The sequence below is a fragment of the Kocuria sp. MNB10 genome, from assembly GCF_054073685.1.
In genome coordinates this window covers 757,734-778,429 of sequence record NZ_CM133411.1, presented here as the reverse complement: position 1 = coordinate 778,429, position 20,696 = coordinate 757,734, and the positions used below count along the sequence as shown (strand labels likewise).

Here is a 20,696-nt window from a genome sequence, read left to right as displayed (position 1 = left end):
CTGGTTCCTTTCTGGGAACTCCACTCGGCGTGGTCCGGTGCAGTCTCGAACTCGTGGGACATAGCTCCCTTCCTCCATGGTATGCCCGGCCGCAACGGTGCGATCAGCGGCTGCGGGTTCGTGACTCGCTCGCTGCCACGAGCCGCTCCTCGGCGTCCGCGCCGGGGGCGATCCCACGCGGGATGCGCAGCATGAAGATCAACCCCAGGACCCACCACAGCGCGAAGATCACGTAGGGGGCGGTGCCCAACCCCGCGGGCATCCCGGGCAGATACAGCACAGCGAGTCCCAGGCAGAGCACTACGGACAGCACACCGATCACCACACCGCCGTGGTGCTTCCCGCCGATCCGGTAGGGCCGCTCCATCTCCGGTTCGCGGCGTCGCAGGATCACGAACACGATTGACACCAGCAGGTACGCCACCACGATCGAGGGTGAGCCGGAGTCCACGAGCCAGCCGAGCATCTCGGTGCCGAAGAACGGGGCGATGAAGGACAGCGCCCCCACGAACAGCAGGGCATTGGAGGGGGTCCCGTACTTGGGGTGCAGCTGGGCGAACCAGCGGGGCAGCATCCGGGAGTTGCCCAGGGCCCAGAGCAGACGTGAGGCACCCATGAGCAGGGAGTTCCAGGACGTGAGGATCCCGGCCAGGCCACCGGCAAGCAGCACGTTGGCCATGGCGCCCGAGGTGAAGAGGTTGCCGAACGCGTCCGCCACGGCGATGTCCGCGTTCGCGAGGTCATGGGCGGACATCGCCGAGGACGTGGTGAGGATCACCATCACGTACCACGCGGTCGCTATCAGCACGGAGGTGACGATCGTGCCGCCCAGTTTCTTGGGCGGCAGGTGCATCTCCTCGGAGACCTGCGGGATCACGTCGAAGCCCACGAACAGGAACGGGACCACCACGAGCACCAGGGAGAACCCGGAGACACCGTTGTGGAAGAAGGGCTCCATGTTCTGTTCCGAGCCGCGCGTGAACGCGCCGAAGACCATCATGAGTCCCACGATCGCCAGGAAGATGATCACGAAGACCTGCACCGTGGACGCCTGCTTCACACCGCGTAGGTTGATCCACGTGATCACCACGGCGCTGAGCGCACCCACGAGCGCCCACGTGAGGTTCACCTCGAATCCGGCGATCGTCCACAGCGGGACGTGGCTGAGGTTCGGGAAGATGTACTCCACGGTGCGAGGTACGGCCACGGCCTCGAACGCCACGATCGTGATGTACCCGACCGTGATCGCCCACGAGCCGATGAACGCCCACCTGGCACCCATGCCCCGCAGCAGGTAGTTGTGCTCACCGCCCGCGGCGGGCATCGCGGCCACGAGTTCGCCGTACACCAGGCCCACCACGGCCATGATCGCCCCGCCGGCCACCATGGCGAGCACCGCGCCCATGGTCCCGGCGTCGTTCAGCCAGCCTCCCGTGAGGACCACCCAGCCGAAGCCGATCATGGCCCCCACGCCCAGGGCGATGGCGTCCAGCCGCCCCAGGACCTTCTTGAACCCTGCGCCGTGCTCCGGGAGATGGCGTTCGTGTGTCATGCATGCCGTCCTGGGATGTCGAGGAGGTCGAGGTTGTTGCGCTCCATTGTCCGCGCGGACGGCGCCCCCGGGGCTTATGTGCGAGTTCGTGTCATCGACAGCGGGCGGAGGACGACGGCGCTGGGCCCCCTTGGCCGCGGAAGCAGCGGCGTCGTCGGTGGGCAGCAGGTCCCGCCAGAGAGGGGAATGACGGCGCGGGGTGGGGGCAGGTGTCATGAAGTCTCGCCCTCGGTGAACGCTATGTCGTGAGAGTGTGGCGGGGCATACGCTGACAGCATGGCTTACGCAACAATCAACCCTGCAACGGGTGAGACCCTCAAGAAGTTCGACACCGCCACGGATCAGGAGATCAAGGACGCCGTCCAGCGTTCCGCCGAGGAGTACTCCTCCTGGCGCAACGTCCCGGTGGCCGAGCGCGCACAGCTGATGCACAAGATGGCGGAGCTGTACCGCGAGCGTCAGGACGAGCTCGCCGCGATCCTCACGGAGGAGATGGGCAAGCCGGCCGCGCAGGCCGTGGGCGAGGTCCAGATCGTCGCCGCGATCTACGACTACTACGCGGACAACGCGGAGGAGTTCATGAAGGGCCGCAGCCTGACCCCCTCCACCGGGGGAGAGGCCCGTGTGGTCCTGGACTCCACGGGTGTCCTGCTGGGCATCATGCCGTGGAACTTCCCGTACTACCAGGTGGCCCGTTTCGCGGCCCCCAACGTGATGCTGGGCAACACCATCCTGCTCAAGCACGCCGGTAACGTCCCGCAGTCCGCGCTGGTGCAGGAAGAGCTGTTCCACGAGGCGGGCTTCCCCGAGGACGTCTACATCAACGTGTTCGCGTCCAGCGACCAGATCGCGGACATCATCATCCCGGACCCCGCCGTCCAGGGTGTGTCCCTCACGGGCTCCGAGCGTGCGGGTGCCTCCGTGGCCGCGACCGCCGGCAAGAACCTCAAGAAGGTTGTGCTGGAGCTGGGCGGTTCGGACCCCTTCATCGTGCTCGACGATAAGAACGTGGAACGCACCGTTAAGCAGGCCGTGAATGGGCGCATGAACAACAACGGCCAGGCGTGCACCAACGCCAAGCGGTTCATCGTGCTCGAGGACGCGTACGAGACCTTCGTGGAGAACTTCGCGGAGGCCGTGCAGGGGATCACCCCGAGCGATCCCACGGATGAGAAGACCTTCCTGGGCCCGCTGTGCACCGTGTCCGCGCGTGACGAGATCATGGAGCAGGTCCAGGACGCCGTGGACAAGGGTGCCACGGTGCTGGCCGGCGGCAAGAAGCTGGACAAGCCCGGTGCTTGGATGGAGGCCACGCTGCTCGCGGACGTGACCCCCGAGATGCGCGCCTACGCCGAGGAGATCTTCGGCCCGGTAGCTGTGGTCTACAAGGTCAAGGACGTGGACGAGGCCATCGAGCTGGCCAACTCCTCCTCGTTCGGTCTGGGCGGTTCCGTGTTCGGCGCCGACGAGGCCGAGGCCCTGGAGGTCGCCAAGCGTGTGGACTCCGGCATGGTGTTCGTCAACGAGGTCACCGGCACCGCTCCGGACCTGCCCTTCGGCGGCGTCAAGCGCTCCGGTGTGGGCCGTGAGCTCGGCCCGTTCGGCATCGAGGAGTTCGCCAACAAGAAGCTGCTGCATACCCCCAAGAAGTAATTCCCGCGCGGCCGGGTTCCACGTCCGGGACCCGGCCCTGTACGACGACGTCGCCCCCGCACCGAGAAGGTGCGGGGGCGACGTCGTACCGGGAGAAGGCGGACCCTAGTGCCGCAGGTCGTTGGCCTTGGTCTCGGGCAGGATGGAGGCGACCACGGTGGAGACCACCAGCAGCAGGCACACGTGCAGCGAGAACATGCCCGCCGAGTACTGCGTGCTGATCCAGTTCTGCAGGTACGGGGCGGTGCCACCGAAGATGGCCACGGCCACCGCGTACGGGAAGGCCACGCCCACGGTGCGTACGCTCGTGGCGGGCAGGAACAGGGAGAGGAACATCTAGCCCACCATGGCGTTGAGCGGGAAGAACAGCAGCAGCGGCACCAGATTGCCGATGATCAGCGACGGACGCCGGCCCCAGATGTCGGAGAGCTTGTCCCACAACGGCAGGGAATGATCAGGACCACGTTGGCCAACAGGTTCGCCTGCAGGGCGGTGGCCTGGGGGTTGAAGATCTCACGCGCGCAGTAGCTGGAGAACGTTGCGTAGCTGCTTCAGTCGTACCACTCGAGTGCGTTGCCGATACCGGTGTTCATGAGTGTTTTCCTGGAGGAGACCGCCGGGCCGCCGGGGTTGGTCTCGGTGGCTATCTCAGAGGAAGCAGTGGAAGTAGACATGTCGTGCATCCTGAGAGGTGAGGGCGGGTCAGATCAGCCCTGTCAAGTCGTCACTGTGGGCAACAGTCATGCAGCGTGCTAGCAACTCTGCATGATGTGATACAAATAACCAACTGTGTGACATAAATTTCTACAATTTTGGGTCGCTTTAATCGATTTTATTTCAACTCGGGTGTCCGGACGTCTCGGTTACGACTTGGCACCGGACGGTCCTCGCACTCATCATGGGGCGTTGGGAGCCGCGGTCGGGCCCGGGAGTACGTCCGTCCCACGGGTCGCATGCCGCCATCCTGGGACGGCTGAACGGCACCGCCCGCGCCGCCACCCCGGCGCCACCCGTGCCACGAGCCCAGGAAACAGAGGACCCATGCTGAGCAACGGCCACATCAAGAGCGAGCTCTCCCCCCAGGATCAGGAACTGATCAGTTTGCTGCAGTGGGCGCCGCGCATCACGTGGGGGGAGGCGGCCGAGATCCTGGGCGCGCACGCCACCACGCTCGCCGGCCGGTGGGAGAAGCTGGAACGTTCGGGCATCGCGTGGATCACGGCGCAGGTCAACCTCTCGGACACCCGCAACCAGCTCAGCTTCATCGAGATCTCGTGCGATCCGGGAGGCTGGGCTCACGTGGTAGACACCTTCACCGCGATGCCCGAGGTGATCTCCGTGGAGGCGTTCGCGCCGTCCCCGGACCTGGGGTTGACCGTGCTCAGTCACGACCTGGAGTCGCTGTCCCGTTTCGTGGAGGAACAGATCTCGCAGGTGCCGGGCGTGGCCAAGGTGCAGCTCATGCTCTCGTCACGCCTGCACCGAGCAGGCGACAAGTGGCGACTGGACCGGCTCAGCGACGAGCAGCGCGCCGCGGCCCAGGCGTGGACCTCCGCCGAACAGGCCGCCCTGCCCACCTCAACCACCGCGCTCGGGGAGGACCAGCGCCCGGTGATCGAGGCCCTGATGCGTGACGGCCGCGCGAGCGCCGCGGAGATCGCCCGCAGCACGGGGCTGCACCCGGCTACGGCCCGGCGCTACCTGCAGAAGGTGCTGGCCTCCGGGCTGTTGAGCATCCGCTGCGACCTGGTGCAGGGGCTCTCGTCCTCCCCCGTGACTGCGCAGTGGTTCATGCGTTTGAATGCTTATCGGCACGAGGACGCGGCCGAGGCACTCGCGAAGGACCCACGCACCCGCGTGGTCTCCTCCATCACGGGGCGCTCCAACATGATGGTGGTTATGTGGCTCTCCTCCGTGGAGGAGATCATCGAGGCCGAGCAGGCCATCCAGAGTCTCGTCTCGGACGTGGAGATCCAGGAATCGGTGATCTCCCTGCGCCCGCTCAAGCGCATGGGCTGGGTCCTGGAGAACGAACGTAACGCCACCAGGACCTTCGTGGCCCCGCACCTGCACCTGAGCTGAGCGCGCGTCGGTCTGCGCGGTCGCGGGGTACGACGCCGCAGGGTCGCCCGCCCGGACGACGTCGCCCGGGGACGCACGCGGGCGACGTCGCCCGTGGGACGTGCGTGAGCGTCGTCGTTGTGCCCCGCGCTGTCAGTCCGCGCGCTGGTAGCGGATCTGGGCGCCCACCACGGTGGCCTCGACCACGGTGTCCTTCACGACCTCGGCGTCCTCGGAGAAGATGTCGCGGTCCACGCTCACGAAGTCCGCGAGCATCCCCGGGGCCAGGCAGCCCTTGAGGTTCTCCTCGTAGGACGCGCGGGCCACCGCGTGGGTGTAGTAGTACACGGTCTCGGCGCGCGGGAGCCGCTCGTGGGGCTGCCACCCGCCCTCGGGCGCCCCGTCCCGGGTGCGGGTGATGGCCGCGTGGATGCCCTGGAACGGGTTGGGGTCCTCTACGGGGCCGTCGGAGCCGAACACGAGCTCGGCGCCGGCCTCGCGCAGACTGTTCCACCCGTAGGCTACGAGGTCGCGCTCGGCCAGGAAGTCGTTCATGGGGATGTCCGCCGTGCAGTGCATGGGCTGCATGGACGCGGTGACTCCCAGCTCACGGAACCGGGGGACGTCCGAGCGCTTCATGTACTGGGCGTGCTCCACGCGCTGGCGCAGGCCGAAGACCCGGGCGATCGACTGACTCTTGGCGAACGCGTCCAGCACCTCCGTGGTGGCCTGGTCGCCGATCGCGTGGACGGCCGTGGCAATCCCGGCGGACGCCGCCAGACCGATCCAGTGCTCGAGCTCGTGCGGGGACGTGACCGTCATGCCGTGGTTCTCGGTGCCCGGCCACGCCTCGGACATGTGGCACGTGTGCGAGCCCAGGGCGCCGTCCGCGAAGAGCTTGAGCGGGCCGATCGAGATCCACTCGTCCCCGGAGGCCGTGCGGATCCCGCGCCGGATGAAGTCGTGGACCTGTTCCTGGCGCAGCACCTTGTGGATGCGGATGTCCAGCTCGCCGCGTTCGCGCAGCTTCTGGTACGCGTACAGGCAGTCCGCGCCGTCGATGTCGTGGATGGATGTGATGCCCCGCTTGAGCAGCTCACGCTGACCCAGGGGCAGGTAGTCGTCGATGTTGCCGGAGACGTCCGACTGCATGAGCCCGTCCCGGATGGGGATGGCCGCGGCCTCCCGGATCACGCCGGTGAGCTCACCGTGCTCGTCCCGCACGAACTCGCCGCCGTCAGGGTCCTTGACGTTCCGGTCCAGGCCCAGCTCCTGCAGCGCCTTGGAGTTCAACCACAGGGTGTGCCAGTCCAGGGACCCCAGGGCCACAGGGATGTCCGGGGCCACGGTGTCCAACGCGTGGCGGTCCGGCAGCTCGGGGACCTCCCACGCGTTAACGTTCCACTGCCCGCCGAAGATCCACGTGATGGACTCGTCCGCCATGCCTCGCTCCACGAACGGGCGTAGCACCTCGAGCGCGGACTCCAGGGACGTACAGTGGCGCATGTCCGGCTCGATGAGGGAGCGGGAGTACATGGCCGAGTGGATGTGGCCGTCGCCCATGCCCGGGAGCACGTGGGTGCCGCCGAGATCGGTACGTTCGGTGCCGAGCGGCGCGAGATCCTTGAGCCGCTGGTAGTCGCCCACGGCCACGATGCGGTCGTCGGAGGTCAGGATGGCGTCCGGATGGGGCATGTCGTGGGAGTGCCACTGGGCCTGGGGAGTCCATCCGGTGGCCGGATTCATGGCGTGCACCGTGGCGTTGTGGAAGAGGCGGAACATGGAACGGGCTCCTAACGGCCGGCCCCGGCGCCGACACAGTTGCGTGATGGTGCGCCGACCCCCGCGACGGCGCCCCCACGAAGCGGGGTGCAAGGATCGGGCAACCGCGGTCCTCGATCCATCAGTCTAGGTCGCAGCGGATACGGCCCGGCAGAACGACGGCGCCGGGCCACAGGATTGTTGACACCGACGCCGTGGCGTTCGGGCGAACCGATCAGGCGTTCATGGCCTTCTTCAGGGTGATGGTGAAGATCTCCGCACCCTTGCGGATCTCGCCATCGGTGGGGTGGCAGAAGGACATGCGCACCTCGTACTCACCGCGGCAGTCCGTGTAGAACGCGGTGCCCGGGACGAACACCACGCCCTTGTCGATGCCCTTCATGCACAGGTTGTAGGAGTCCACGTCCTGCGGCAGGGTGATCCACGAGTAGAAGCCGCCCTCGGGGCGGGTCCAGGTCACACCGTCGGGCATGTGCTCGTCGAACGCGTCTATCAGGGCCTGGGCCCATTTGCCGTACAGCACGCGGTACTCGTCCAGCACGGAACTCCAGTCGTACTTCTCGAGGCACCCGGCGACCACTTCCTGAGCGAAGACTGAGGGACTGAGCACAGGGGCCTCGCTCTGCAGACCCGGGATCGTGGCAAGCGAATCGGGGTTCACGGTCCAGCCCACGCGCAGACCCGGCGTGAACATCTTGGACGCCGAGCCCAGGTAGACCACGTTCTCGTCGTCCGCGCGCCTGGCACGGGCGGTCTGACCCTCGAAGCCCAGCAGGCGATAGGGGTTGTCCTCCGCGATCAGCACGTGGTGCGCGGCGCTGACCTCACAGATCCGGTCGCGGCGCTGCTGCGGCATCATGGTCCCGCCCGCGTTCTGGAAACTCGGGATGGTGTACAGGAACTTGATGCGCCGGTCCTGGGACTCGAGCTCCTCGATGGTCTCCTCGAGTTCGTCCGGGGTCAGCCCCTCGTGGTCGATCGCCACGTGGACGACCTCCGCCTGGGCGCCCGCGAACACGGCCATGGCGCCCGAGTAGGAAGGCGCTTCCGCGAGGATGACGTACCCCCGGATCGATCATCACGCGGGCGAGGGTGCCCAGACCGTTCTGGGAACCGGTGGTCACGAGCGCGTTCTCACGCGTGAACGCCACGCTGTACGCGTGCGCCCGCTCGCTGCGCAACCTCGCGGCCCACGGTCAGGTGCGCGGCGTGTCCTTCACGCTGCCCGACGCTCCCGTGACCACCTACGGGTGCCTCGCGTTCCTGATCCTGCTGAGCCTGTACATCATGTTCGGCATGACCAACCCGCACTGGTACTACAGCCTCATCGCGGGCATCGTGATCCTCGTGGGCACCGACATCGGCTACGAGATCTCCACGCGTCACGTGGCCAAGCACGGCCTGTCCGAGCTGGGGCGCTCGCACCCGTCCGAGCACGACAAGATCGGCACCGACGTGCGCTGAGCGACGTCGCCCGCGGCACCCCGCGCCGTCGGCGCCGAACACCGCGCCCTGCCGCTATGGTGGGGGTCCGAGTGAACTGAGCAGTCGAACGACGAGGGACGCCATGGACAACGTGAACAACTTGCCGTCCGCCACAGTGGACGAGATCCCGGCGGGCGCACCCATCCTGGACGTGCGCGAACAGGACGAGTGGGATGCCGGGCACATCGACGGTGCCCAGCACCTGCCGCTGTCGCAGCTCGCGGAGCGCACGGACGAGGTCCCGCTGGACCAGGACGTCTACGTGATCTGCCGTTCCGGCGGCCGCTCGCTGCGCGCCACCGCGTACCTCGCGCAGTACGGGTACGACCCCGTCAACGTGGTGGGCGGCATGGGCGCGTGGGCGGACGCGGAGAAGCCCATCGTGTCCGAGACCGGGGAAACGGCGCGCGTTCTGTGAACGCAGCACTGTCCGGCGTGGCCTCGGGTCCTGTGGACCCGGGGCCATGCGCTCGTGAGTACGCCTTCCTGGGCCCCGAGGGCACGTTCACCGAGGCGGCACTGAGGCAGGTCCCGGGGGTCGACGACGCCGCGTGCACCCCCATGAGCTCCGTCCCGGCCGCGCTCGCGGCCGTTCGAGAGGAACGTGTGGACGCCGCCGTGGTGCCCATCGAGAACTCGGTGGAGGGCGGCGTGACCGCCACGCTCGACGACGTCTCCTTCGGTGCCGAACTGCGGATCCTGCGCGAGATCCTGGTGCCCATCCAGTTCGTCCTCGTGGCCCCGCCGGGCGTGAGCCTGTCCGACGTCCACGCCGTGGCGACCCACAGTCACGCCTGGGCGCAGATCCGCGGCTGGGTCGAGCAGAACCTCCCAGGCGTGAGCTACGTCCCCGCGTCCTCCACGGCGGCCTCGGCCATGGACATGTTGGACGGCACGGGCGGGGTGAGCACCGAGGGCCTGGGCTACGACGCCGGCGTGTGTTCCCCCGTGGTCGTGCAGCGCCACCCCGAGCTGAACGTGCTGGCCGAGGACATCGGGGACAACGAGCACGCGGTCACGCGTTTCGTGCTCGTGGCCCGCCCAGATGCACCCATGCCCGAGCCCACCGGGGCGGACAAGACGTCCCTGGTGATCCCGCTGTGGGAGGACCGTCCCGGGGCGCTGCTGGAGATCCTCGAGCAGTTCGCCACGCGCGGGGTCAACCTGACCCGCATCGAGTCCCGCCCCACGGGCACCCACCTGGGCGACTACTTCTTCTCGGTGGACATCGACGGCCACATCCGGGAGGACCGGGTCTCCGAAGCCCTCATGGGTGTGCGCCGGATCTGCCCCCGCACCCGGTTCCTCGGGTCCTACCCCCGCGCCGACGGGCGCGCGGTCCACGTGGCCAAGCACTACAGCGACGCCGCCTTCATCCAGGCCCGTTCGTGGGTCAACAACCTGAAAGGACATTGACGTCCATGGAGATCGAGGGCTGGAGTCAGACACTGACAGCCGGGCCGTTGCTGCTGATCGCGGCGGCGGCCATCGCAGTGTTGTTGGTGCTGATCATCACATTCCGCGTGCACGCCTTCCTCGCGCTGATCATCATCTCGGCGCTCACGGCGTTCGCCACGGGCATCCCCACCTCCCAGGTGGTGCCCGTCCTGCTCTACGGTTTCGGTAATACGCTCGCCAGCGTGGCGCTGCTCGTAGGGCTGGGAGCCATGCTGGGCCGCTTGCTCGAGACCTCGGGCGGCGCCCAGGTGCTCGCGGACCGACTCATCCGCGCGTTCGGGGAGAAGCGCGCGCCGCTGGCCCTGGGTGTGGCCTCCCTACTGTTCGGCTTCCCCATCTTCTTCGACGCCGGTCTGGTGGTCATGCTGCCCGTGGTCTTCTCGGTCGCACGCCGACTGGGCGGCAGCGTGCTCACGTACGCGCTGCCCGCCGTGGGCGCGTTCTCCGTGATGCACGTGTTCCTGCCGCCCCACCCGGGTCCGGTCACCGCCGCTACGTTCTTCGAGGCGAACGTGGGCTACATCATCCTGGTGGGCCTGATCTGCGCGATCCCCACGTGGTACGTCTCCTCCTACCTGTTCGGCAAGTTCTCGGGGCGCCGGATCAAGCTCCCGGTCCCCGCGATCCTGGGCCAGGCCGAGGACGTCCGCAACCCTCCTGCGGTGGGCACCGTGGTGGCCATGCTGCTGCTGCCCATGCTGCTGATCTTCCTCAACACCGGCCTGGGCACGCTCGCCAAGTCCGGAGCGGTCTCCGAGGAGACCTCGTCCCAGGCGTGGTTCGAGCTGCTGCGCGCGATCGGTGAGACGCCCATCGCCCTGACGCTCACGCTCATCATCGCCGCGCTGACCATCGGCAAAGCCCGAGGGGTGAGCGGTTCCGCGATCGAGAAGACGTTCGAGTCCGCCCTGGGCCCCGTGTGCTCGGTCATCCTGATCACCGGCGCCGGCGGCATGTTCGGCGGTGTGCTGCGCACCTCCGGGATCGGCAACGCCCTCGAGGACGTGCTCGCGGACCTGGGCATCCCCCTGATCATCGCGGGCTTCCTGATCGCCGCGGTCATGCGCGTGGCGCAGGGTTCCGCCACAGTCGCGCTGACCACGGCCGCGGGTCTGATCGCCCCGGCGGTGCTGGCCGCCGACTACAACGTGGTGCAGCTCGCGGCCATGGTCGTGGCCGTGGCCGCCGGTTCCGTGGTGCTCTCCCACGTCAATGACTCCGGGTTCTGGCTCGTGGGCCGGTTCCTGGAGATGGACGTGCGCACCACGTTCAAGACCTGGACGGTGCTCGAGACCATCATCGGTGTGCTGGGCTTCACGATCGCCGCGGTGATCTTCGGACTCGCAGGCGCGGTCTGAGCCGGCGCGGTGCGTGGCGCCTGTGCAGGGCGTGGCGCCCGTGCGGCACATGATGCCCGCGCGGCGTCGTCGGCCCTGAGGCCCGCATGAACGAACGGCCCGGTCCCTCCGAGAGGAGGGACCGGGCCGTTCGCGTGCGGATCAGTCGGCCTGGGTCGGTGGCACGCGGACCTGCAGGGACTTGTGGTGCATGGTGGTCTCGAACGCCTTGATCCGCCCCAGGGGATCGCCGTCCACCTGGTACTCGATGGGTTCGTGGAACTCCACCCGGACCTTCTTGCCGCTGCGGTAGTCGATCACGGGCAGCTCGTGGCGGTGGCGGAACGCGACCTTGGCAACCATGCCCAGCCAGCCCACGAGCGAGCGCGGGGTCATCACCACGAGGTCCAGCACGCCGTCGTCGATCTTGGCCTCCGGCACCAGGACCAACCCGGCGGTGAGTTCGCCGCAGTTGCACACCATCACGGAGCGCACGAGCTTGGACTCCCAGGGGCCGTCGTCGATGCTGTAGCGCGCCCAGCGGGGCCGGTTGAACAGGTGCCGGAAGCCGGCTTCGCCGTAGGCGGCCCACCCCACGAGGTCCTTGAGGTCGTCCTTGGTGTCGGCCATGATCTGGGCGTCGAAACCCGCGCCGCCCATGACCAGGAAGCGGTGGTCCTCGGTGCGGTCGTCGTCCGTCTCGAGGTGCACGGCCACGGTGTCGATGGCCTTCTGGGACCCGAACAGCGCCACGTCCACGGAGTGGTGCGGGTCCGCGAGGTCCGCCTTGAGGTTGCGCGCCAGCAGGTTGCCGGTGCCCAGCGGCACGAGCCCCAGCGGGATGTCCCCGCCGGCCAGCGACTCGCCCACGGCACGGATGGTGCCGTCACCGCCCGCGGCGAGCACGACGTCCGCGCCCTCCTCGACGGCGCCGCGGGCCATGGAGAACCCGGGATCGTCCACTTCTGTCTCGTAGAAGACGGGATCCGCCCAACCACCCTTGCGGCACGCGATGATCACCGCGTCCCGTGCTGCGTCTGCCTGGGCCTTGATGGGGTTGATCACCACGGCCACTCGCTGGGGTTCCACTGTGTGCTGCGGCACGGGAGTCCCCTTCCTGGATCGTTCGAAAGGCGGCTGTCGGACGCGGCCAGTCTACTGGCGCGCGGGCCGGGCGCCGCCTCCACGTCGGATCGCGCACCCGCGCGTTTCGTTGGATACCCTGGACGGGTGATCGACATCAACGACCTGCGCGCCGACCCTGAGACCTACCGTGCTTCCCAGACCGCCCGGGGGGCGGACGCGGGACTGGTGGACCGCATCCTGGAGGCGGACTCCCGGCGGCGCGGGGCGATCACCGACTTCGAGTCCCTGCGCGCGGAGCAGAACGCGTTCGGCAAGAAGGTGGCCAAGGCCCAGGGTGAGGAGAAGCAGCAGTTGCTCGCCCAGGTCAAGCAGCTCGCCGCGGACGTCAAGGCCGCCCAGGCGGAGGCAGACGCCGCCCAGCTCACCCAGCAGGAGCTCGTGGCCCAGTTCCCCAACCTGATCGTGGAGGGCATCCCATCCGGCGGCGAGGACGACTTCGTCCTGTTGCGCACCGAGGGCACCCCGCGCGACTTCGAGGCCGAGGGCTTCGAACCCCGGGACCACCTGGAGCTGGGGGAGTTGCTGGACGGGATCGACATGGAACGCGGGGCCAAGGTCTCCGGCTCGCGCTTCTACTTTCTCAAACGGGACGTCGCCCGCCTCGAGACGGCACTGTTGCTCGCGGCCCAGGACCTCGCCCTGGACAACGGGTTCATCCCCATGTCCACGCCCAACCTGGTGCGCCCGGCCATCATGAACGGCACGGGATTCGACGTGGAGCACGACGACGAGATCTACCGCGTGGGCAAGGACGACCTCTACCTCGTGGGCACGTCCGAGGTCGCGCTCGCGGGCTACCACGCGGACGAGATCCTGGACCTCAGCGACGGGCCGCTGCGCTACGCCGGCTGGTCCTCGTGCTACCGCCGCGAGGCCGGTTCCGCGGGCAAGGACACCCGCGGGATCATCCGCGTGCACCAGTTCAACAAACTCGAGATGTTCGTCTACTGCCACCCCGAGGACGCCGCCGCCGAGCATGAGCGGTTGCTCGCGTGGGAGGAGCAGATGTTGCGGGCGTGTGGGCTGAGCTACCGCGTGATCGACACCGCGGCCGGGGACCTCGGGACCTCCGCGGCCCGCAAGTTCGACTGCGAGGCGTGGATCCCCACCCAGGGCAAGTACCGTGAGCTGACCTCCACATCCAACTGCACCACGTACCAGGCGCGCCGGCTCAACATCCGGGAACGCCTGCCTGAGACCACGGACGCCCAGGGCAGGACCAAGAAGGGCGGGACCCGCGCGGTGGCCACGCTCAACGGGACGCTCGCCACGACCCGCTGGCTCGTGGCGATCCTCGAGACTCATCAGCAACAGGACGGTTCCGTGGTCGTCCCCGAGATCTTGCGCCCGTACCTGCGCGGCCAGGAGGTCCTGCGCCCGGTCGGGTGACGGGAACTTCACGCTCCCGTCACCGGGCGGTCCATCGCAAGACATGCATCGATGGTGATGTGACACCATGACTGTCATGACTGATATCCAGGCCGGCATCGATGACCGGCACACCGAGGAGAAGGCGCAGAGTGCTGCAGCGGCGTTCGCGCCCATGAAAATGCAGACCCCCCGTTCGAGTTCCTGGACCAGGGAAGAGGGCGTCCGGTACCTCGTGGCGCTGGACGTGGACGGGACCCTCGTGGACCACGACGGCCACATGTCCCGCGGCGTGAAGGACACCCTGCGCGCCGTCGTGGGCGCCGGCCACCACGTAGTGATCGCCACGGGCCGTTCCAAAGGCGCCACGCTGCCCGTGATCCGCCAGGGCCACATCCACTCCGGGTTCGCGGTGTGCTCCAACGGGGGCGTGACCCTGCGATTGGACCCGCAGCTCGAGCAGCGCTACGAGATCACCGACCGCGTGAGCTTCGACCCCTCCAACGCGCTGCGGGCGCTGTCCAGCAAGCTGCCCACCGCCAAGTTCGCCCTCGAGGGCGTGGATGGGCAGTTCTACTCGACCGAACGCTTCCAGGACTCGTCCTTCGGGATCGAGGCCGTGGGCGTGGACCTTCAGGAGCTCTCCGAGATGCCCGCGGTGCGGCTCGTGGTCTACAGCGCCACGGACGCCCCCGGAGACTTCGCCCAGGCCATCGAGCAGGCCGGTCTGCACGGCGTCGCCTACTCTGTGGGCTGGTCCTCGTGGCTCGACGTCGCCGCGAACGGCGTCTCCAAGGCCAGCGCTTTGGAGCAGATCCGCAAGCAGCTGGACGTGGACCCCCCGCACACCGTGGCCATGGGGGACGGGCGTAACGACATCGAGATGCTGCAATGGGCCGCGCGCGGTGTGGCCATGGGTCAGGCACCGGACGAGGTCGAGCAGGTCGCCCGCGAGGTCACCGGCAGCGTGTACGACGACGGCGCCGCGGCCATCCTGTGCACGCTGCTCTGAGCGGGACGTCCGGTTCGGGAAATGCGCGGCGTCGTGGCCGGGTTGCCCGGTGCGGAACTGCGATACTGGAACCGTGTTCGTCCTGACCCTGACCCAGCGTGTGGCGGACGCGTCCCGCCCCGACCCCGCCATGGACCAGGAACTGTGTCGGCGCCTGCGTGACGTGCCCGCGCGCGCCCCGTTCCAGCCCATGGCGCCGGGTGAGGTGCGCGGTCTGACCGAGGACGCCCACGCCGCGGTCGCGGCGGCCATGACCGCCGTGCGCGAGGACCGTTATGCGGTGGGCATCGGCGTGGGGGACGTGTTCCTCACGCGCGTGGACCACGAGGACGGCCGCGTGGCCGTGACCGCCGAGGGGCCGGGCATGAACCACGGTCACCTCGCCGCGCAACCGGGCCGTGACACCGAGCGGGCGGCCGTGCGGGTCAGCGCGGTGGACGCGACGGCCGCGGAGCAGGCCCAGGCGGTGCTCAAGCTCGTGGGTCGGATCGTGAGCGAGCGCAGCGAGGCCGAGTGGCGCGTGGTGGACCTGCTGGTCCCCGGAGCCAGAGGTCAGCAGAAGACCGTGGCCCAGCAGCTCGGGATCACACCCCAAGCGGTGTCCAAGGCCGTGGTGCGCTCCCTGTGGAACGAGGAGTGGCAGGCCCGTCCGGCGGCCGCGACGCTGTTGCGCCTGTGCGAGTGAGCCCTGGGCCAATGAGTACCCGCGCTATGGGCGTCCGAGGCGATGCCCGGTCGGGGAACGGCGGCCGGGTCAGCGGTCGAACACGTCAATGCCTGCTCGCGTGAGCGGGTGGTTGTGGCGTCACCACCACGTGTCCACGGCATAACCCGCGCTCGCGAGGTCCGCTTCCAGGATGGGCAGGCACGGGGACGGCAGCCGCAGTGACCCGGCGACGTCCCGGACGTCGAAGTACCCGGTGAGCCACGTGAAGGCGGGGTGGTCGGTGGCGAGCGCTTCGCAGCGCGCCATGATGTCCGCGACGTCCGCCTCGGGGGCGAAGACCCAGAAGGACTCGAGGTCCGTGAGCTGGAACAGCCCCACGCCGGTGCCTCCGGGCTCCGGGCGGGCGGGATCACCGGGCCGGTCAGAGGGGTCGCGGGGGACCGCGGGCTCCCCGGAACCCCACGCCCGCGCGGGACTGCGTACCCACCCGCCCGACGCCGCGGGGCCGAGTGCCGGAGCCAGGGGATCGAGTTCCCATCGCGGGGCGCGCACGAGCCAGTCCGGTGCGCTGGGCGGGAACAACGGTCCCCCCGGGGGATCGGGCCAGCGGTCCTGCCACGTGGCCCAGCTGCCCTTGTCCACCCGGTCCCAGAAGGCGTCCGCCCCGAGGTCCACGGAGACTTCCGTGACCGTGCTACGCACGTCCGTCCAGTGTTCGGGTGCCGGGTCACCCGGATCCTGCTGGGATTCCGAGGTGTAGGGGCGCGGGACGATGTCCGGGTGCAGGGACGGCTCGGGCGCCGGATCGGTTCCGGCCGCCGACAGCAGCGTGCGCACCTGACCCATGAGGTGCTCGGGGCCCAGGACCTGCGTGGACTCGGTGCCGTGGAAGACGTAGACGTGCCCGTGTTCACGTGCGTGCGGATCGAACACGGGTACCACCTTTCCGAAGCGCAGGGGACCGCCGGGTTCTCGCGGCCGCGTCCCGCAGGATCATCCCACCACGGCCCGCCGACAGGCATAAGCGCCCGCGGTTCCGAGGGGCGCGGGATGCGGAGTCACTGGGCGTGGGGGGCACCGGGCGTGACCGTCACCGAGCCGGTGTGCACGGGTGAGGTCCCCGTGCTCGGTGCGCACACCGACCACGGGGACCCCGGGTGGAGGGGGACGGACTCAGTCGTCCTGCTCGGCCTCCGCGGCGCTGTCGTAGTGGGACTGCTCGAAGCGCTGCTGGGCCTCCACGATGAGCCGCTCCGCGGCCTCCTTGCCGTCCCAGCCCTCGCCCTTGACCCACTTGTTGGGCTCCAGGTCCTTGTAGCGCTCGAAGAAGTGCTGGATCTCCTTCTGCTTGAACTCGTTGACGTCCTCGAGACCCTGGATCTCGTCGTAGCGCTTGTCCGTGGACACGCACAGGATCTTGGCGTCCCCGCCGGCCTCGTCCGTCATGTTGAACACGGCGATGGGCCGGGCCTCCACGATCACACCGGGGACCACGTCCACGTCCAGGATGACCATGGCGTCCAGCGGGTCGCCGTCCTCGCCCAGGGTGTTCTCGAAGTAGCCGTAGTGCGTGGGGTACTGCATGGAGGTGAAGAGTACGCGGTCCAGGCGGAGTCGACCGGTCTCGTGGTCGATCTCGTACTTCACGCGGGAATACCGCGGGATCTCGATGGTGACGTCAAGCTCCATGGTCAAACTCCTCGGGTCGTAGTGCTGTGTGCCGGGCGGTTCGCGCACCCGGGCACCGCGCGGGACAGCGCCGAGCCGCCGCGCGTTCGATCGGATGCTCCCACGATACCGGCCGTGGCCGCGCCGTAGGGCAGCGCCCGCCCGCAGCGGTCCGGTGCTCGGCGTACGACGGCGCTCGGTGCGTTGTCCGTGTCGGGCGGGTACGGGAGAATGAGGGCCATGCCCGCACCCCCACCGAGTACCTCCGTGCGTCGCCGCTCCTGGCCCCTCGCGTGTGCACTGCTCGCGCTCGCGGTGCTCGTCGCGGCAACATTCGCCGTGCCCGCGGTCGTCGCGGAGCTACGGCCGGCATGGCAGCACGCGCAGGACGCGGACGACGCCGCGGCGTCGCCCGATCCCGCTGCGGCCGGTCTGGCGGCAGCGTCCGGGACGGTGGATGCCGAGGGCGTGGCGGAGGCCCTGGACGCGGGTCTGACCGGGGCCCCGGGAACCGTGGCAGCCGCCGTGGCGGTGGCGGGGGAGGACACCGTGGTCGCGGGGCGGTCGCCGGAGCGGCCCATGGTGCCGGCGTCGAACCAGAAGGTGCTGACCGCCCTGGCGCTGGCCGCGACCGTGGACCCGTACGAACGACTGGAGACCACCGTGGTCCGGGGGGATCAGCCGCGCAAACTCGTCCTGGTGGCCGGTGGTGACACCCTGCTCGCTCCGGGCGAGGGGCGGGCGGATGCGGTCAACGGTCATGCGGGACTGGGGACGCTCGCGGAACGCACCGCGCAGGCACTGCGACAGGACGATCCCGACGCCGCGGCCTCCGGGCAGTGGACCGTGGAACTGGACACGGACCTGTTCGCCGGACCGGAGCTGAACCCCGCGTGGGAGGGGGAGGACATCGCCGCCGGGGAGATCACCCGTGTGGCGCCCGTGGCCCTGTATTCCCACCGGGTGCCCACCGCGGACGGCGCGGACCCGGGTTCCCGCGGCGAACGGCCCCAGGACCCCGCGGCCGCGGTCACGCGAGAATTCGCGCGCCAGCTCGAACAGCGCCTGGGCGCAGGGGCGAGCGTCACCGTGGGAGGTGCCGCGAGTGCCCCGGAGGACGCCGTGGGGCTCGCGCGCGTGGCATCCGCGCCCGTGTCCGAACAGAGTGCCTATATGCTCGCGCACTCGGACAATTCCCTCGCCGAGAGCCTCGCGCGGGTCGCCGCGGTGGCCTCCGGACGTGAGGGCAGCGTGACGGGTGTGCAGGAGCTGATCCCGGCCGCCCTGGCCGAGCACGGGATCGACACCGAGGGCCTGCGGGCCGCGGACGCGAGCGGGATGGCGCAGCAGGACAGGGTCAGCCCCACCACACTCGCCCGCGCGGTGGACACCCTGGTCACGGATCCCCGCTACGGTCCGTACGGCCGGGGGCTGCCACTGGCGGGAGCCCAGGGAACGCTCTCGGAGCGCTTCGACGACCCGGCGGAGGCCGCGGCGCGCGGTGTCACCCGGGCCAAGACCGGGACCCTGCTGGACGTCGTGGCGCTGTCCGGGTACGTGCAGCGCGCCGACGGCAGCGTGCTCGTGTACTCCCTGGTGCTCAACGGGGTCAGCGGGGACACCACCCGGGCCAAGGACACCGTGGATCGCACGGTGGCCGCGCTCGCGAGATCTGCGTGAGCCGACCACTCGCGGAACGCGCCGTGCCCCGGGAGTTTCCAGCCTCCGCCCATTCGCGTGACCGCCCGGGTGTGATTGAGTGAGCGCATGAGCCAAGAACTGACATGTCGTTCGCTCGTGGACTGGGACGCAGCCGCCCAGATCGCTGCCAAACTGACCCCGCCGGGCCCCACACCCGGGCCGCGTGAGATGTCCCGCGCCGTGGAGTCCCTGCGCTACTTCGCACATGAATCGGTGCACCACGTCCACGCGATCACGCGTCTGGACGCCGCGGAGAACCTGCGGGACTCCACCGTGCTCGTGGTGGATCGCGCGGGCTGGGCCAAGGCCAACACGCAGACGTTCTCCGTGCTCGTCCAGCCCGTCTTCGACCGGTTGCACGCCAAGGACCCCGGCACGTTCGACGCCGCCCTGCGGGGCGTGGCGCCCACGGCCATCGCCGCGGAGATGGGGGCCCTGGTGGGTTTCCTGTCCGCCAAGGTCCTGGGGCAGTACGACCCCTACGCCGGGCTCGTCTCCGAACAGGCGGCCCGTTCCCATCCCGGGGGTCGGCTCATGTTCGTGGCACCCAACGTGTTGTGGACCGAGCACGAACTCAACGTGGCCCCCGAGGACTTCCGATTGTGGGTGTGCCTGCACGAACAGACCCACCGTGTGCAGTTCGCGGCGGCCCCGTGGCTGCGCGATCACATGCTCGAGCAGATCTCCCGCCTGGGTTCGCTGGACGCGTCCGCGTGGGATCGCCTGCGCGCCGCCGCGGCGTCGATCACGGGCCGCTCCGCCGGCCGCCCGGACGCGGGTCTGGGTCCCATGACCCATCTGCTCACGGACGCCGAACGTGACACGGTCTCCCACGTGACGGCGGTGATGTCCCTGCTCGAGGGTCACGCCAACGCCGTCATGGACGCCGTGGACTCGTCCATCGTGCCCTCCGTGAAGACCATCCGCCGCCGCTTCGACGACCGCTCCGCGACCCACGGCGCCCTGGACCGGTTCATCCGTTCCCTGCTGGGCATGGACGCCAAGATGCGCCAGTACAGCAACGGCCAGAAGTTCGTGGAGTACATCGTGGAGCGTGCGGGCATGGAGCGCTTCAACACGGTGTGGACCTCACCCGAGACCCTGCCCACCGAGGTGGAGATCCACGACCCGCAGGCCTGGATGGATCGCGTCCTGGGTTGAACCCGGGACGTGCTCTCGGGTTTTCCCCCGGTTGTCTGTGCCAAGATGACCGTGTGAGCTCTGAAAACATCAATCAACAGATCCGGCTGTACGGTCAGCCGCTATCAGAGCGTTTTGGCGCCGTGGTGGGGGTCTACGGTATTACGCAGCGCAGGCTGGCCCAGGTCCTGGGCCTGTCCGCGCCCATGCTCTCCCAACTCATCAGCGGCAGACGCATCAAGATCGGTAACCCTGCGGTCTACGAACGCTTGGTCATGCTCGAGGACAGCGCAGGGTCCTCGGACCAGGAGGCTGTCCTGAACAGGGTGGAGGCATCCCAACCGGTGCTGTCCACGTCACAGATCCGCACGCGGATCACCACGGATACGGATGCCGTGTCCGCGCTCGCCTCGGTGGTTCCGGTGGGGGAACTGGAACGCGCCCTGGTCATGCTCGGTGACACCACCCCCGTGCTGAGCAAGGTCCTGGGGATGGCCGAGGAAACGGCGCAGCGCGCCAGGTCCGCCCAGGACTGACGGGGTGCAGCACGGACGGACCGGTCGCCTCCATCCCGTGGTCGCCCGCGCCCGGCGTGCGGTGGCCCGCGCCGTCGACCACCTACCCCGTGAGACGTCGGCCGGGGGAGCGGACGCACGTGATCCGATG

The 20,696-nt window shown here is 69.0% G+C and carries 20 protein-coding genes; 12 read left to right on the top strand and 8 right to left on the bottom strand.

Going from position 1 to position 20,696, the window contains the following annotated elements; genetic code table 11:
• Window positions 1-103: 103 nt before the first annotated feature.
• Entirely contained in the window at window positions 104-1,552 is a 1,449-nt protein-coding gene (locus tag ACW9PK_RS03430) for an APC family permease (RefSeq protein WP_457016511.1), read from the bottom strand.
• A 276-nt stretch (window positions 1,553-1,828) separates the two neighbouring features.
• Between ACW9PK_RS03430 and ACW9PK_RS03425 the strand changes: the two genes are divergently transcribed.
• Window positions 1,829-3,205, top strand: coding sequence for an NAD-dependent succinate-semialdehyde dehydrogenase (locus ACW9PK_RS03425; protein WP_457016509.1), 1,377 nt, complete (start codon window positions 1,829-1,831; stop codon window positions 3,203-3,205).
• A gap of 105 nt (window positions 3,206-3,310) precedes the next feature.
• Here ACW9PK_RS03425 and ACW9PK_RS03420 read toward each other — a convergent pair whose 3' ends face one another.
• Together ACW9PK_RS03420 and ACW9PK_RS03415 are read right to left on the bottom strand one after the other, a co-directional pair.
• Window positions 3,311-3,541: an MFS transporter gene (locus tag ACW9PK_RS03420; RefSeq protein ID WP_167318837.1), complete on the bottom strand. Its 231-nt coding sequence runs from the start codon at window positions 3,539-3,541 to the stop codon at window positions 3,311-3,313.
• Between the two features lie 215 nt (window positions 3,542-3,756).
• The gene (locus tag ACW9PK_RS03415; RefSeq protein WP_457016507.1) at window positions 3,757-3,879 is read right to left on the bottom strand and encodes a hypothetical protein; all 123 of its coding nucleotides are present in this window, start codon (window positions 3,877-3,879) and stop codon (window positions 3,757-3,759) included.
• Window positions 3,880-4,246: 367 nt separating this feature from the next.
• On the opposite strand from ACW9PK_RS03415, the gene ACW9PK_RS03410 reads away from it, so the two are divergent.
• Window positions 4,247-5,287, top strand: a complete 1,041-nt coding sequence (locus ACW9PK_RS03410) for an Lrp/AsnC family transcriptional regulator (protein WP_457016505.1) — start codon at window positions 4,247-4,249, stop codon at window positions 5,285-5,287.
• A 132-nt stretch (window positions 5,288-5,419) separates the two neighbouring features.
• Here ACW9PK_RS03410 and ACW9PK_RS03405 read toward each other — a convergent pair whose 3' ends face one another.
• Together ACW9PK_RS03405 and ACW9PK_RS03400 are read right to left on the bottom strand one after the other, a co-directional pair.
• Window positions 5,420-7,048: an amidohydrolase gene (locus tag ACW9PK_RS03405; RefSeq protein WP_457016503.1), complete on the bottom strand. Its 1,629-nt coding sequence runs from the start codon at window positions 7,046-7,048 to the stop codon at window positions 5,420-5,422.
• 214 nt (window positions 7,049-7,262) lie between these two features.
• Window positions 7,263-8,072 carry an aminotransferase class I/II-fold pyridoxal phosphate-dependent enzyme gene (locus ACW9PK_RS03400; RefSeq protein WP_457016501.1) on the bottom strand — a complete coding sequence of 270 codons (810 nt, stop codon included), beginning with the start codon at window positions 8,070-8,072 and terminating at the stop codon, window positions 7,263-7,265.
• 68 nt (window positions 8,073-8,140) lie between these two features.
• Between ACW9PK_RS03400 and ACW9PK_RS03395 the strand changes: the two genes are divergently transcribed.
• From ACW9PK_RS03395 to ACW9PK_RS03380, 4 genes are all read left to right on the top strand, one after another.
• Entirely contained in the window at window positions 8,141-8,512 is a 372-nt protein-coding gene (locus ACW9PK_RS03395; RefSeq protein WP_457016499.1) for a hypothetical protein, read from the top strand.
• Between the two features lie 103 nt (window positions 8,513-8,615).
• Window positions 8,616-8,951 carry a rhodanese-like domain-containing protein gene (locus tag ACW9PK_RS03390; protein WP_064847362.1) on the top strand — a complete coding sequence of 112 codons (336 nt, stop codon included), beginning with the start codon at window positions 8,616-8,618 and terminating at the stop codon, window positions 8,949-8,951.
• Window positions 8,948-9,949, top strand: a complete 1,002-nt coding sequence (pheA, locus tag ACW9PK_RS03385) for a prephenate dehydratase (protein WP_193520067.1) — start codon at window positions 8,948-8,950, stop codon at window positions 9,947-9,949. The genes ACW9PK_RS03390 and pheA overlap by 4 nt, the downstream gene beginning before the upstream one ends.
• 5 nt (window positions 9,950-9,954) lie before the next feature.
• Window positions 9,955-11,349 (top strand): GntP family permease, encoded by a 1,395-nt coding sequence (locus tag ACW9PK_RS03380; protein ID WP_368844809.1) that lies wholly within the window; start codon window positions 9,955-9,957, stop codon window positions 11,347-11,349.
• Window positions 11,350-11,490: 141 nt separating this feature from the next.
• Here the strand turns inward: ACW9PK_RS03380 and ACW9PK_RS03375 are convergent, their stop codons facing one another.
• Window positions 11,491-12,432: a diacylglycerol/lipid kinase family protein gene (locus ACW9PK_RS03375; protein ID WP_144932075.1), complete on the bottom strand. Its 942-nt coding sequence runs from the start codon at window positions 12,430-12,432 to the stop codon at window positions 11,491-11,493.
• A gap of 126 nt (window positions 12,433-12,558) precedes the next feature.
• Between ACW9PK_RS03375 and serS the strand changes: the two genes are divergently transcribed.
• The 3 genes from serS to ACW9PK_RS03360 all read left to right on the top strand — a co-directional run bounded on the left by serS (window position 12,559) and on the right by ACW9PK_RS03360 (window position 15,539).
• On the top strand, window positions 12,559-13,863 hold the full coding sequence (serS, locus tag ACW9PK_RS03370) for a serine--tRNA ligase (RefSeq protein ID WP_064847366.1): 1,305 nt from the start codon (window positions 12,559-12,561) through the stop codon (window positions 13,861-13,863).
• A gap of 76 nt (window positions 13,864-13,939) precedes the next feature.
• Window positions 13,940-14,854, top strand: coding sequence for an HAD family hydrolase (locus tag ACW9PK_RS03365; protein WP_457016494.1), 915 nt, complete (start codon window positions 13,940-13,942; stop codon window positions 14,852-14,854).
• A 73-nt stretch (window positions 14,855-14,927) separates the two neighbouring features.
• The gene (locus tag ACW9PK_RS03360) at window positions 14,928-15,539 is read left to right on the top strand and encodes a hypothetical protein (protein ID WP_457016492.1); all 612 of its coding nucleotides are present in this window, start codon (window positions 14,928-14,930) and stop codon (window positions 15,537-15,539) included.
• Window positions 15,540-15,659: 120 nt separating this feature from the next.
• Here ACW9PK_RS03360 and ACW9PK_RS03355 read toward each other — a convergent pair whose 3' ends face one another.
• Both ACW9PK_RS03355 and ACW9PK_RS03350 read right to left on the bottom strand, forming a co-directional pair.
• A complete protein-coding gene (locus ACW9PK_RS03355) occupies window positions 15,660-16,454 on the bottom strand; it encodes a hypothetical protein (RefSeq protein ID WP_457016490.1) in 795 nt (264 codons plus the stop codon).
• 240 nt (window positions 16,455-16,694) lie between these two features.
• A complete protein-coding gene (locus ACW9PK_RS03350; protein ID WP_035959224.1) occupies window positions 16,695-17,210 on the bottom strand; it encodes an inorganic diphosphatase in 516 nt (171 codons plus the stop codon).
• Window positions 17,211-17,429: 219 nt separating this feature from the next.
• Here ACW9PK_RS03350 and dacB point away from each other — a divergent pair, with 219 nt between their 5' ends.
• The 3 genes from dacB (at window position 17,430) to ACW9PK_RS03335 (ending at window position 20,566) form a co-directional block, all read left to right on the top strand.
• Window positions 17,430-18,869 carry a D-alanyl-D-alanine carboxypeptidase/D-alanyl-D-alanine endopeptidase gene (gene dacB, locus ACW9PK_RS03345; RefSeq protein WP_457016488.1) on the top strand — a complete coding sequence of 480 codons (1,440 nt, stop codon included), beginning with the start codon at window positions 17,430-17,432 and terminating at the stop codon, window positions 18,867-18,869.
• An 87-nt stretch (window positions 18,870-18,956) separates the two neighbouring features.
• The gene (locus tag ACW9PK_RS03340; RefSeq protein WP_457016486.1) at window positions 18,957-20,051 is read left to right on the top strand and encodes a zinc-dependent metalloprotease; all 1,095 of its coding nucleotides are present in this window, start codon (window positions 18,957-18,959) and stop codon (window positions 20,049-20,051) included.
• 53 nt (window positions 20,052-20,104) lie between these two features.
• A complete protein-coding gene (locus ACW9PK_RS03335; RefSeq protein WP_064847371.1) occupies window positions 20,105-20,566 on the top strand; it encodes a hypothetical protein in 462 nt (153 codons plus the stop codon).
• Window positions 20,567-20,696 lie beyond the last annotated feature (130 nt).

Excerpts from the sequence above, each read along its gene's own strand:
- ACW9PK_RS03430 (WP_457016511.1), bottom strand. The coding sequence starts at position 1,552 with ATGACACACGAACGCCATCTCCCGGAGCACGGCGCAGGGTTCAAGAAG.
- ACW9PK_RS03425 (WP_457016509.1), top strand. The coding sequence starts at position 1,829 with ATGGCTTACGCAACAATCAACCCTGCAACGGGTGAGACCCTCAAGAAG.
- ACW9PK_RS03420 (WP_167318837.1), bottom strand. The coding sequence starts at position 3,541 with ATGTTCCTCTCCCTGTTCCTGCCCGCCACGAGCGTACGCACCGTGGGC.
- ACW9PK_RS03415 (WP_457016507.1), bottom strand. The coding sequence starts at position 3,879 with ATGTCTACTTCCACTGCTTCCTCTGAGATAGCCACCGAGACCAACCCC.
- ACW9PK_RS03410 (WP_457016505.1), top strand. The coding sequence starts at position 4,247 with ATGCTGAGCAACGGCCACATCAAGAGCGAGCTCTCCCCCCAGGATCAG.
- ACW9PK_RS03405 (WP_457016503.1), bottom strand. The coding sequence starts at position 7,048 with ATGTTCCGCCTCTTCCACAACGCCACGGTGCACGCCATGAATCCGGCC.
- ACW9PK_RS03400 (WP_457016501.1), bottom strand. The coding sequence starts at position 8,072 with ATGGCCGTGTTCGCGGGCGCCCAGGCGGAGGTCGTCCACGTGGCGATC.
- ACW9PK_RS03390 (WP_064847362.1), top strand. The coding sequence starts at position 8,616 with ATGGACAACGTGAACAACTTGCCGTCCGCCACAGTGGACGAGATCCCG.
- ACW9PK_RS03380 (WP_368844809.1), top strand. The coding sequence starts at position 9,955 with ATGGAGATCGAGGGCTGGAGTCAGACACTGACAGCCGGGCCGTTGCTG.
- ACW9PK_RS03365 (WP_457016494.1), top strand. The coding sequence starts at position 13,940 with ATGACTGATATCCAGGCCGGCATCGATGACCGGCACACCGAGGAGAAG.
- ACW9PK_RS03350 (WP_035959224.1), bottom strand. The coding sequence starts at position 17,210 with ATGGAGCTTGACGTCACCATCGAGATCCCGCGGTATTCCCGCGTGAAG.
- dacB (WP_457016488.1), top strand. The coding sequence starts at position 17,430 with ATGCCCGCACCCCCACCGAGTACCTCCGTGCGTCGCCGCTCCTGGCCC.
- ACW9PK_RS03340 (WP_457016486.1), top strand. The coding sequence starts at position 18,957 with ATGAGCCAAGAACTGACATGTCGTTCGCTCGTGGACTGGGACGCAGCC.